The organism is Deefgea piscis, from assembly GCF_019665785.1.
Taxonomy (GTDB): domain Bacteria; phylum Pseudomonadota; class Gammaproteobacteria; order Burkholderiales; family Chitinibacteraceae; genus Deefgea.
Window position 1 is genome coordinate 2,269,384 of the sequence record NZ_CP081149.1, and the last position, 12,502, is coordinate 2,281,885.

Consider the following 12,502-nt stretch of genomic DNA (forward strand, 5'->3'; position numbering starts at 1 on the left):
ATCATTAATAACCAGTTTTTCAGGCTATAATCATCGGAAAAACCGATAAAAGAAAATACCATGCTAAAAATCACACTGAGAGAACTCGAAGTGTTTGTCGCCATCAGCCAAGCTGGCCAAGTTACTGCGGCAGGTACGGCACTCGGCCTGTCGCAATCGGCAATGAGTGGCGCGATTGGCGAATTAGAGCGTCGATTAGGCGTTACCTTGTTTGATCGCATTGGCCGCCGCGTCACGCTCAATGAACACGGCCGCTATTTATTGCCGCGCGCACTCAATATGCTGCAACAGGCCAATGACTTAGAAACCATTTACCAGCAAGGTGCACCAAGCCGACTTAAAATCGCCGCCAGTTTAACCATCGGCAACTATGTGTTACCGGCGCTACTCGCCCCTTTAATGCAAGTGGCGAACACCCGCTACGAAGTTGAAATCGGCAACTCTCCCGCAGTGATGAAAATGCTACTCGACTGCAAGGCTGATATTGGCCTGATCGAAGCGCCGCTCACCCACAGTAATTTAATGTGTGAGCTCTGGCTCAAAGACGAGATGGTCATTTTTTGCCACCCCGATCATCCTTTGGCAGGCAGCACCCCCAATACTGACGAGCTGGCGCAATGCGCGTGGATTTTGCGCGAGCCGGGCTCTGGCGTTCGGCAAAGTTTAGAAACCATGCTCTTGCCGCATTTAGGTGCCATCAATGTGGTGCTTGAATTAGGTAGTGGCGAAGCGATTCGAGAAGCGATACGACTTAATATGGGTATTAGTTGCGGTTCGCGCCGCGCGATTACTCGCGAATTAGCGGCGGGTACTTTTGCCACTATTCACTTAAAAAACCACGCTTTGGAGCGCCGCTTTTTTATTGTGTGGCATGCCGAAAAACAACTCACCGCTGGCGCGGAGCGCTTACGCATGGCCTGCCATCAATGGCTAGAGAACGAACAAAGGGTATTAGATCATGCCGCTTGATGCATGCTGACGAACATTGACATGTACATGTTATGATTGCACTAATCAACGTGACGCCCTTTCTTGACTCGGTAATCGACAATGCAACTGGCTCGGCTTCAAATCACCAATTTTCGTGGTATTAGTCAAATCGACTTAGCATTGAATGCCAACGCGACGGCGCTCTTTGGCGAAAATAACTGGGGAAAAACCAGCCTGATTAGCGCGCTGTGTCGCTGCCTGAGTCACCCAGCCCCGATTGCCACTTTATTTACGCACGATGATTTTCATCGCATTGCCAATTCGCGTGCCAGTATTGCGCGGCGGCTACACATTACTTTGGTTTTCCAGTGCACTACGCCCAACGCTTGGGGGGCACTGACTTGGCCCAATGCCAATGGAGTAAACACGCTGGCGCTACGCTTTGCTGCTGAGCGCTTTGGTCACACCGAGATTCGCGCCCGACGCTGCTTTATTGCTGCCGATGGCAACGAAATTGAGCACCCCAATAGCGATGCGCTCGCCACGCAGTTGATTCAATTGCATCCGGTACTCCGCTTTCGCGATATGCAACTCACCGATTGGCTAACGCATCCGCGCTTAGCCAGCCAAGCGCACGATGATGACCCGCTGCTACCGGCCAGCGCAGCAGTGCGCGCCGTATTTGAGCGAATTTTAACGCTACCGCATCAACTGCACCCACAAGAGTTATCCGCAGGCCTAGCCGCAATGCAAGCTTTGTTTCACGAACAAGCGCACTTATTACAAGGCAAAGAGCCGCCACAACGGCTAGCAGAACAAATCGCTGCAGCGCCGCTTAATTTTCGTGACGACGACACTTTAATCGAAATCGCCAATCGTTCTGGCTCGAGCTCACGCCGCGTCACCCTACTCATGCTGCTTGGTGCTTTATTGGCCGCGCGCGGAGAAAACCCACTTCACGCCGATGCAAAACCGATTTTGGTGATGGAAGACCCCGAAACGCATTTACATCCGATTCAATTGGCGATGATTTGGGGCTTGATCGAGCAGCTCACCTTACAAAAAATCATTACCACCAATAATGGCGACTTACTCGGCAGCTTTGCGCAGCACGCACTGCGCCGTTTAGTGCGGCGCAACAATCACGTTCACGTTTATCAATTAGCCGATCATGCGCTATCGATGTCGGACGCCCGAAAAGTGGCTTTTCATATTCGCAGCAATCGCGCCAGCAGCATGTTTGCCCGAGTTTGGCTGTTAGTTGAAGGTGAAACTGAGTTTTGGTTACTGCCTGAACTCGCACGAATTTGCGGGGTTAATTTTCCACTCGAAGGCATACGCTGCGTTGAGTTTGCCCAAGCAGGTTTAGCGCCGTTGATTAAATTTGCCGATCATTTGGGGATTCACTGGCATGTGATTTGCGATGGCGACGACGCCGGCATGAAATACCAAAAACGCGCCCGCAGCCTGCTGGGGAGTCGCCCAGAAGATCAACACATCACCATGCTCGATTGCCGCGACATCGAGCATTTTTTGTGGGATAACGGCTTTGCCGACACCTATCGCCAAGCTGCCGCACCACGCGGCGAAATGAATCACTATTACCGTGCCGCGCTAGAACAACAACCGCCGCTTAACGATGAAGAAATCATCAGCCGTGCGCTACGCCATCACTCAAAACCCGGCATGGCACTCGAAATCGCCGAGGCCGCCGAAATCAAAGGTCGCCAAGCCATACCGGCTGTATTGCAAAACATGTTTCAAATCCTACAAACTTTAAGCGAAGAAAGCAGTTAATCGCAATGTATATCCATGCAGCGCACAGAATACAAAAGCTATATGGCTATACCCATCAGACAACTATTTTATGGATACGGCTCAATGGCGCATTTTACTTTATTGATTATTGGTGATGAGATTTTAAGCGGCCGCCGAGTCGATCAGCATTTTGCTGCTATTTTGCAGCGACTCCAATCGCGCGGTCATACCTTAAGCAGCGTGCATTATTTGCCGGATGATCCGGCGACGTTAATCGCGCACTTTAAACGCACTTTGGCCGAACAGCGCCATGTGATTAGCTGCGGCGGCATTGGCGCTACGCCTGATGACCATACTCGCGCCGCATTAGCCAGCGCGCTCAACGTGCCATTGCTACCCCAGCCGCAAGCGGCAGCACTGATTGAACAACGCTTTGGCGCAGATGCGTATCCGCATCGAATTAAAATGGCCCAGTTCCCACAAGGTGCAAGCATCATCCCCAACCCAGTCAACCAAGTCGCTGGCGCGGCGATTGCACAGCATTATTTACTGCCAGGTTTCCCAACGATGGCTTGGCCGATGGTGGAATGGTTACTCGATCAGTACTACACCGCTGGTACCGTGGCCACTCGTCGCAGCTTGACCGTACTCAACGCCAAAGAAGGTGATTTGATTGACTTAATGCAAGCCGTTGTCGATCAATGGCCGCTGCTGACTTTTTCTAGCTTACCTAGTTTTGGCAATCAGCATTGCCAGCAAGCGCATATCGAATTTAGCGTCCAAGGCGATGCGCATGACAGCCAAGCGGCGATTGATTTTTTACAACAACAACTGAACCAACTGGGCTATTTATTTCTAGAGGCCGCCGATATGCCAAGTGATTAATGACTCAGCAAATTGGCCAGCACATCAATCGACTCGGCCCATTCTGCATCTTGCTCTAAGGCCTCACGTAAAAAAGCAGCTTGGCTGTTGCTCCAAAACGAAGCTTGCGCAATCGGCACGCCGCTAGGCAAATGGTGCGCAGCCAAAAACTGCTCAATGTCTTGCGGCTGATTAGGTAAACCCAATTGTGCAAACAACACCGCCAAGGTATGTGTATTGGTATCCATCGCTCATTTCCACCGAATAAAAGTTCAAAATCAAATACAGCGCCAGCTCTTGTTGTAGTTCATTTTTAGTAGCTACAAATCAAACACAGTGGCATATAAATTGGTATGTCATTCACCCTTTACAGTAAGCTAAGCATTGGCTTTTTTTGCCTTACAGAGGGGAATAATAATGAGAAAAAAACTATTACCATTACTGCTCGTTACCGCGTTTGCCCACGCCGAAACGCCGGTCATGGAAGACAACTTCAACCAAGATTTAAGTCAATGGATTGGCCTAGGCGGAGAAGAAACCTCGCCAATATACACCTCGATTGAGCCTGACCCACTCAATGCCGAAAACAAAGCTGCGCGCTTTAATAAACCGGTGAATATCGGCGATATTTTTAGCCGTAAGCAGTTCCCAGCAGGCCAATACAAAATTGTTTTTGATTATTTAGGCATGTGCGGCAGCAATTGCGGCGCAACGCTTGGTTTAGATGAAGGCAAACCGGGTCGCAAAGAGCAATGGATAGCCAGTACCGCCAATGGCTTTCCCAATCGCCTGAAAGACACTAAGAAATGGGAGCATTATGAAATCGAATTTAAAGCTAAATTTGATTTCCATCTGAAGTGGGAGCAATGGGATTCAGCCAAAGGTGAAGGCAAAGACGCCTTTATTGACAACCTCAAACTCATTCGCCTTGATGCTGACAATACCGCAGCGAATACCGCCAGCGCGATTAAGCCGATTACTAGCGGCGTTGCTGGGCCAAGCAGCCCACAGTCAGTGATGTATTTCACCTCTTGGGGTAAACACAGCAGCGATTTTAACGTTAAAAATCTAGAAACCAGCGGCGCAGCAGGCAAAATCACCGTTCTGGAATACGCATTTGGTAATGTGAAAAACAATCGCTGTGTGGTCGGCGTAGATCAAGCTGGCGAAGGCACGGCCGGTGACGATTATTGGCTACCGTTAGCGGCAGATAAAACGCTCAATGGCTTAGAAGATAAAGGCGACAAAGGCTTATACGGCCATTGGAACCAGCTCAAGCAATTAAAGAAAAAATACCCAAATTTAAAAGTGGTCATCAGTTTAGGTGGCTGGACGTGGTCGAAACACTTTTCAGATGCAGCGCTACCCGCCAATCGAGAAGCATTTGTTAAGTCTTGCGTAGATGCCTACATCAAAGGCAATGTACCGGATAAAAATGGCAAAGTGGTTCCCGGCCTTGCCGCAGGGGTTTTCGATGGCTTTGATATCGACTGGGAATACCCAGGCTCTGCAGGTAACGAGGGCAATATCGTTCGCGAAGAAGACACCCCAAACTATACCGCGCTGCTCGCTGAGTTCCGTAAGCAAATCGATGCGGTTCAACCTGGCCTGCTACTGACGATTGCCACACCTGCGGCCAGCTCAAAATCAGAAAAAATCGAGCTAGAGAAAGTCATTCCGTCATTAAACTGGATCAACCTGATGACGTATGACTTTACTGGCCCTTGGTCTGCCACCACCGGACATCACGCAACCTTGATTGGTGGCGCAAAAGATCGAGTGTCTGTCGACAGCACCGTTGATGAATACCTCAGCCGCGGTGTGCCCTCAAACAAAATCGTGTTGGGCGTGCCATTTTATGGCTATGGCTGGACCGTGAATAGCCTAGAAAACAACGGTCTGTATCAACCCGTAATCGCCAAAGCGAAAGGTCCGCTCGAAGCCGGATCTGCCCCTTATTCCTACTTAAAAACCTTGCCCGGCACGGTGCATCGCGATGAAAAAACGCGTGCAGTATGGAAAGTGAATGGTAAAGACGTTTGGGTGTATGACGATGTGCAATTACTGAAAGAAAAAATCGCCTTTGTGAAAAAGAAAAAACTTGGTGGCATTATGGCATGGGAATTATCGCAAGACAGTGCCGAGGCTGAATTAGTCGATACCATTTACCAAGGACTGATTAAAAAATAATTGGAATAATTGGTGAAGGTCTCGCCCATTAACGATTTAAGTTCTTTTTAAGCGGCTGTATCGCCTTTTTTAAAGGCGACAGCCGCTTTTTATGATTGACGGCACAAACCGCTGCAGCCAAAGAGAGGTGAGCAATGAATATTCCGGCAAATGAAAACCGCGCGTACAACCGCAGTAAAATCGGAGTTGTCGCCGTCAGTTTAAAGTCGGTTTGCTCATTAAGCGGTGCGATTTTGCCGCTTGATTTCATATAAACAAATCGCTGCCGCATGACCGACATTGAGCGACTCAATCCCTTGCTGCATCGGAATTTTAATTCGCTGCGTCGCCATCATCGCCAATGCCTCACTAACCCCCGCGCCTTCTGAGCCTAAAACCAGCGCTAAAGACCCAGTGAGCGGAGCATCATAAAGATCGACTGCGCCATCGAGTAAAGTGGCGGCGATTAGCCCTTTAAATTGGCTGGCAAACTGGCAAAGATCAGCGTTTTCAATCATCGGCAAGGCCAACTGCGCCCCCATACCTGCCCTGAGTACCTTTGGCGACCAGACATCTGCACAGGCACTAGACAGCAATACCTGCTCAACACCTGCCGCTTGTGCGGTGCGTAAAATGGCACCTACATTGCCCGGATCTTGCACGCCATCAAGCAATAACACAAAACCTGAATATTGCACTACTGGTTCAGCGGGGATCGCCACCACAGTCAATACACCACTGGCACTGGGTAAGTCTGTGAGCTGATTAAATAAGGCGTTGGCAAAACAAACCACTTGCGCTGGACTGCGCGCCAATAAGGCTTGAATTTCACTACGTTGGCAGCCGGATTCAGAAACAATGATTTTTTCAAGCGGACGAGCTGCATCGAGCCATGCGGCCAATAAATGACTACCATCGAGCAGGGTTTGTTGCGTTTTAATTCGCTCACGCCGATTTTGCGATAACTTCATCACTTGTTTAAAAAGGCTGTTTTGCGACGAAGTAATAATTTCCATTGATTTCACACTGAAGAGCGGCGAGCGTTATGGGCCAAGGCCTTGCTCGCCAAAATACATATTTGTTTAAAATGCGTGTAGTGAAATTCGTTCACTGCGCCATCTAGACCTGAATCGGCATAAATTAAACCTACAGGCTGCGCCCCCACAAAAATGGACATCGCACAGAAGCTTTTTGCGCCAATTTGCGCGACCAATTCGGGCGGCAAATGCGGCGCAAATTGCGTGTAGTTATCGGCATTAAGCCAAAAACTCTGTGGTTTTTGCAATAACTTGGTAAAGATATGCTGTTTCTCTAAAGAAATTCGTAATGCATGTAATGGGTCAGTTGGCGCAACGCCTTGCACATACCGAGCACGCAAAGCATTTTCCGCCGCCATCAATAAAGTAAATGCAATACGCTGCATACCAAGGCCTTCGGCCAATGCACGAACGGCCAATGCCATAACCTGATTGGTCGGCACGCCTTGCACACCCGCCAAATGCAAAGCTTGCATTCGTTCAGCCAAAATATCCTTCGGTGGGATTGCAGCAGCCTGATTGGCTGCAGATGCGGTGCTAGCAGGGGCCGGCCAAGCGCCGGGCAACATCACCAAATAGCGTGCCGGCGTATACAGTTGAGTGCTTTTGCCTTCTTTTCGTGCAAAAGCGAGTAACTGCTCAGTCAGCAATTGCCAAACTTGTTCGACTGGGAAGTTCAACACACCGGCAATAGTTAATAAACGCTGTTGAATTTCGTCTTGCCACCAGCCTCGTTCCAGTTGCCGCGACAAAGGCACCACTGCATGCTGTAGCACACTGCGGGTGGCGGGTTCAGCATCAACCCGAATTAGATCCAAAATAGCGGTGGGCATTTGCCATTGTTCCAGTAAGCTGAGCAAATCCAAAGAAGCTGCAGGTGCTTGCTCGTCCAAACGGGGACTAATAATGGCCAATGACTCACATAAATTAGCCAACACCGCCGCCGCTTGGATTTCACCTAATTTGGCATCAAAGCGTTTATTGGCAAAAACAGTGGCTAAGCGCCGTGCCAAGCGCGCCTCAAAAACACGTTTGAGCAATTGCCCATATTCCGCCTGATGAGCCGGCAGCATGACACTCTCAACGGTTTGTGCGCGGGCAAAACGATCCAGAAATGGCGTTACACCGATCAACAAAATTGCCGACTCAATCGCCACCACATCTGCCGACATGCTGCTTTTTTGCCGCTGATTCATCATTCGGAGTACTTGCGCGGTCAACAATGGATCTCGTGCAACAATTTCGGCCACTTCACCGGGCCGAATTAAGTCAGCGCGGCGAATCATCCCCATCAATTGATTGCGAGACTCTTGCAAGATAGGAATAGCACGGCGATCCCAAAATTGGAGCCATGCATTACTTACTGATTTTACATTCGCCATAGGAAAAGCTTACCGTCTTTCCAATCATTTAATTCGATCACTTGATCCGCAGGAGCATCTGGAACCACAAAAGTATTACTAATAAACAATGTACCAGGACGCATTTGTGCGACCGCTTGCTGCCACAAATCAGGCATTGCCGCGGAGGACAAAAAAGCATACACGCATTCAAAAGAACCTAAATCAATGCTTTGGTAATCGGCATTTAACCATGCGACAGTGGCAGGCAAACGAACTTTCCCGACTAGCCATGGCCCTTTGGCATATTCCACACCACTTAAGCTTAAGTCATCACGGTGCTGTGCTAAGTAGTGCAAAACAGTGCCGGTACCAGCACCAACATCTAAGAAATGCGCTTGCTCTGGCACTATACCTGCTAGCTGCTCTAATGCAGAACGATTGCTTAAATATAACGGCACTCGCGAGATCATCACGCGGCCAAAAACAAACCAACACACCAGCAAGGCCAATAAATACCAATACGCTTGAATATTGAACTGGGAAAACAGCAGCAGTAATGGCAAAAAGCATAAATGCATCCATTTCCACCAGAACCGATCATGCAATAAATAAGCGGCTAAAAACGCCGCCAATGGAATGATCATCGTCGCCAACAAAGGGCTAAAAAAATGGCTAATGGGAAAAAGAAGCAGCAAAGACGCCGAAGTGATCAACAAAAAAATGGCGCTTTGCGGCCAATTTGTCACTGACATGCTATTGCACAGGTTTTTTAATTGGATTAACAAAACCTTCTTGCGCCGACGCTACGGGTTCAGCGGCTTCTTCATTTTGTCCCGCTTGACGGCGAATGTCCGTTTCTGCGTCCCGATTAAGTACCACAATACTGATCCGACGATTCACAGGGTTATATACATTGCCTTTATCGAGTGGAATCACATCGCCAAAACCATTCACGCGCAATACTTTTTCAGGGTCTAAGCCACCAATAATCAACTCACGACGCGAAGAATTAGCGCGCTCTGACGATAATTCCCAATTGGTAAATCCTGCTGCGCCACCAGCAAATTGCGTGCCGTCGGTATGACCGGCCAATGAAACGGTATTGGGAACCTCATTGAGTAATTGCGCGATTTCTTGTAAAACACCATGCGCATAATCCTCTAATTCGGAACTGCCCGATTTAAACATTGGGCGATTTTGTTCATCTACAATCTGGATGCGTAAACCTTCAGCGACCATGTCTAGCTTAATTTGATTCTTATACTGACCCAAATTGGTGTTTTGTTTTATTTTATCGTCCATTAAAGCTTCAAATTTTTGCTTTAATTCACTCAATCTTTTTTTATCTTTTGCTGCTTCGTTTTGTGTTGGTGGCGCGCCTTTATTCACTTGCCCTGCTTGCTTGGTAATATCATTACCACCGCCTTGAATTAAAGAATCGGCATCGCCAGATCCAGAACCACCGGCATTTGCTATCTTTAAAGGATTGTTAAAATAATCAGAAATGCCTTTTAAATTACCTTTAGAAACCGAACCTAATAACCACATCAATAAGAAAAACGCCATCATTGCCGTTACAAAGTCGGCATAGGCAATTTTCCAAGCCCCACCATGGTGGCCGCCGCCACCTTTTTTAATTTTCTTTACAACAATGGGGCGCTGAGAGTCATCGCTCATTATTTATCAACCCTTATGGACTGCATTATTTAGATTTAGCGTTTTTGACAAATTCTTCTAATTCTTTAAACGAAGGCCGCTCGGTTGAATCTAATGCCTTACGTCCAAACTCAACCGCTACTTGCGGTGCATAGCCATTTAGACTGGCGATTAAAGTTACTTTAATGGTGAGAAAAACTTGATGACCTTCGGCCATTTTGGTTTCTAATACATTGGCTAATGGACCAACAAAACCATAGGCCAACCAAATACCCATAAAGGTGCCGACCAATGCCGCGCCAATTAATTTACCCAATTCAGACGGTGGCAAATGCAAAGACCCCATCACATGCACCACCCCCATCACCGCTGCCACAATACCAAATGCCGGCAAACCATCGCCCAATTTGGCCATCATGCCTGCAGCCACATGCGCCTCGTTATGGTGGGCTTCGATTTCAATATCCATTAAATTTTCAATTTCAAAAGCATTTAAATTGCCGCCGACCATTAAACGCAAATAGTCACAAATAAAATCTGTGACATGATGGTCATGTGCGATTTTGGGATATTTAGAGAAAATCGGACTGGCGTGTGGATCTTCAACATCGCCTTCAATGGACATCAAGCCTTCTTTGCGTACTTTGGCGAGTAATTCAAAAAGACAAGCAAATAAATCCATATAAAATGCTTTATTAAAAGGTGAGCCTTTAAAAATTGTCGGCAAAGCTTTAGTGAATAATTTCAATCCTTTCGCGCTGGAACCGGCAATCATGCCGCCAATTGCACCACCGAAAATAATAATAATTTCAGACGGCTGCCAAAACACTGCCAAATGACCACCATGCCAGACATATGCCCCTAAAATACAGACGCACATAAAAATGTAGCCAATAATGACAAACATAAGCCAGCTTCCTAGTTAGCGATCACGCAAAGAAAATTACTACATTACATCATAGAAGTTACAGCAGACCACGACAACGTTTAAAATAGCTGACGTTGCGCGTATGCAGCTCGAACAGGTGCAAACGAAGTGCGGTGCTCTGGGATGGGGCCAAATTGGGCTAGCGCCGCCAAATGTTGTGCTGTGCCATAGCCTTTGTGCTGAGCAAAACCATACTGCGGGTAGCGTAAATCTAAGGCATAAGCTTCGGCATCACGACTCACCTTGGCCAAGATTGAGGCTGCAGAAATACAAGCCTCAGTGGCATCACCTTTGATAATCGCCCTGCTAGGCATTGCCAATAGAGGCGTTCTATTGCCATCAACTAAAACTTCAGAAGGCGTAATCGATAAAGCGCCAACTGCCCGCTGCATAGCGAGCATAGTCGCTTGCAAAATATTGATTTCATCCACCTCTGCGGCAGAAGCACTGGCGATAGCCCAAGCAATCGCTTGCTCTTTAATACAAATGGCTAAGCGATCACGTTGTTTTTCTGATAGTTTTTTAGAGTCTGTCAGCCCTTCAATGGTATGGTCGCTGGGCAAAATCACTGCGCCAGCAAATACCGATCCAACGAGAGGTCCGCGCCCTGCCTCGTCAACGCCACATATCAGCATAGCTGCGCTCTTTTAGGTAACAGCTGTGCCACAGCCGCCGCTGCTCGAGCAGCTGCATCGCATTGCAACGTTTCATGCTGACTAGTAAACACTGCGGCCAAATCACTCGACAGATTTTTATCCAGCAAATAATTATTTAATGCCTGCGCCAAGTTTTCCGGCACCGCTTCATCTTGTAAAAATTCAGGAACAATAAATCGACCGGCAATAATATTAGGTAAGCTTACATAGGGCAATAAGAACTTTCTTTTGACCATTTTATACGTCAGCGGGCTAATTTTATACGCAACAACAACGGGTTTTTTTGCTAGCATTGCTTCTAATGCTGCTGTTCCAGAAGCCAATAAAATGGCATCAGATGCAATCATTGCTTCATGTGAATGACCAAACATTAAACGCCAATCTAATGCCTGCGCATTTTGTAGCCAAATTTCGCTCTCAAATATTTGCCTAGTTTCGCGAGTAATAAAAGGCACCAAAAAAACTATATCCGATTGCACTTCAGATAATCGTAATGCGGTTTTAACAAAAATAGACGCCATGACTTTCACTTCACGCTGACGGCTACCAGGCAATACTGCGATTACTTTTTTTGCGGCTCCAACATTCAATACTTCACGCATTTTAGATTGTTCATCAATCAAGGGCATTAAATCTGCCAAAGGATGACCTACATAAGTAGCGGGAATATTGGCTTGCTGATATATCGTTTTTTCAAAAGGCAAAATAAGTAACATATGCGATACCGCTTTGCCAATTGCTTTAATCCGCTCAGGACGCCAAGCCCATACCGAAGGACTCACGTAATGGACCGTTGGAATGCCTGAACGTTTTACTTTACGCGCCAATCCAATATTAAAATCAGGCGCATCAATCGTAATTAATAAATCCGGGGCTTCATTTTTAATTGCACGAACTAAACGTCGTCTTAATTTGAGCAAATTAGGCAAATGGCGCAATACCTCAACAATACCCCCAACAGATAATGTCTCCATAGGCTCAATGGTTTTAGCGCCGGCAGCCAGCATTTTTGGGCCAGCAACACCAGAAAATTGAGCAGTTGGAAAATGAAGTAGTAGTGCTTTAATTAAGGCCGCGCCCAATAAATCACCAGAAGCTTCTCCGGCAACAATTGCAATACGCGGTCCTTTCGCTGCGGTAAACAGTTGATCGTTCATAAGT

12 protein-coding genes are annotated in these 12,502 nt (G+C 47.5%); 4 read left to right on the forward strand and 8 right to left on the reverse strand.

Translation table 11 applies throughout. The annotated features are described in order from the left end of the window. Positions 1-60 precede the first annotated feature (60 nt). The 3 genes from K4H25_RS10465 (at position 61) to K4H25_RS10475 (ending at position 3,573) form a co-directional block, all read left to right on the forward strand. The gene (locus tag K4H25_RS10465) at positions 61-969 is read left to right on the forward strand and encodes a LysR family transcriptional regulator (RefSeq protein ID WP_221020458.1); all 909 of its coding nucleotides are present in this window, start codon (positions 61-63) and stop codon (positions 967-969) included. Positions 970-1,050: 81 nt separating this feature from the next. Beyond that, positions 1,051-2,727: a DUF2813 domain-containing protein gene (locus K4H25_RS10470; protein ID WP_221020459.1), complete on the forward strand. Its 1,677-nt coding sequence runs from the start codon at positions 1,051-1,053 to the stop codon at positions 2,725-2,727. Positions 2,728-2,811: 84 nt separating this feature from the next. Continuing rightward, complete coding sequence (locus K4H25_RS10475) at positions 2,812-3,573, forward strand: competence/damage-inducible protein A (protein WP_221020460.1); 762 nt, start codon at positions 2,812-2,814, stop codon at positions 3,571-3,573. Here K4H25_RS10475 and K4H25_RS10480 read toward each other — a convergent pair. Next, positions 3,570-3,800 (reverse strand): DUF2789 domain-containing protein, encoded by a 231-nt coding sequence (locus tag K4H25_RS10480; RefSeq protein ID WP_221020461.1) that lies wholly within the window; start codon positions 3,798-3,800, stop codon positions 3,570-3,572. The two genes, K4H25_RS10475 and K4H25_RS10480, sit on opposite strands and share 4 nt — an antisense overlap. A gap of 169 nt (positions 3,801-3,969) precedes the next feature. On the opposite strand from K4H25_RS10480, the gene K4H25_RS10485 reads away from it, so the two are divergent. Beyond that, the gene (locus K4H25_RS10485; RefSeq protein WP_221020462.1) at positions 3,970-5,742 is read left to right on the forward strand and encodes a glycoside hydrolase family 18 protein; all 1,773 of its coding nucleotides are present in this window, start codon (positions 3,970-3,972) and stop codon (positions 5,740-5,742) included. 218 nt (positions 5,743-5,960) lie between these two features. On the opposite strand, the gene K4H25_RS10490 is transcribed toward K4H25_RS10485, so the two are convergent. From K4H25_RS10490 to lpxB, 7 genes are all read right to left on the reverse strand, one after another. After that, the gene (locus K4H25_RS10490) at positions 5,961-6,737 is read right to left on the reverse strand and encodes a TrmH family RNA methyltransferase (RefSeq protein ID WP_221020463.1); all 777 of its coding nucleotides are present in this window, start codon (positions 6,735-6,737) and stop codon (positions 5,961-5,963) included. Between the two features lie 5 nt (positions 6,738-6,742). Continuing rightward, on the reverse strand, positions 6,743-8,140 hold the full coding sequence (locus tag K4H25_RS10495; RefSeq protein WP_221020464.1) for an HDOD domain-containing protein: 1,398 nt from the start codon (positions 8,138-8,140) through the stop codon (positions 6,743-6,745). Further along, a complete protein-coding gene (locus tag K4H25_RS10500; RefSeq protein ID WP_221020465.1) occupies positions 8,128-8,853 on the reverse strand; it encodes a class I SAM-dependent methyltransferase in 726 nt (241 codons plus the stop codon). The genes K4H25_RS10495 and K4H25_RS10500 overlap by 13 nt, the downstream gene beginning before the upstream one ends. A gap of 1 nt (position 8,854) precedes the next feature. Next, on the reverse strand, positions 8,855-9,778 hold the full coding sequence (gene motB / locus K4H25_RS10505) for a flagellar motor protein MotB (RefSeq protein WP_221020466.1): 924 nt from the start codon (positions 9,776-9,778) through the stop codon (positions 8,855-8,857). 25 nt (positions 9,779-9,803) lie between these two features. Further along, a complete protein-coding gene (motA, locus tag K4H25_RS10510; protein ID WP_173534342.1) occupies positions 9,804-10,664 on the reverse strand; it encodes a flagellar motor stator protein MotA in 861 nt (286 codons plus the stop codon). A gap of 80 nt (positions 10,665-10,744) precedes the next feature. Continuing rightward, positions 10,745-11,320, reverse strand: a complete 576-nt coding sequence (rnhB, locus tag K4H25_RS10515; RefSeq protein ID WP_221020467.1) for a ribonuclease HII — start codon at positions 11,318-11,320, stop codon at positions 10,745-10,747. Further along, the gene (gene lpxB / locus K4H25_RS10520; protein WP_221020468.1) at positions 11,314-12,498 is read right to left on the reverse strand and encodes a lipid-A-disaccharide synthase; all 1,185 of its coding nucleotides are present in this window, start codon (positions 12,496-12,498) and stop codon (positions 11,314-11,316) included. The genes rnhB and lpxB overlap by 7 nt, the downstream gene beginning before the upstream one ends. Positions 12,499-12,502: the final 4 nt, after the last annotated feature.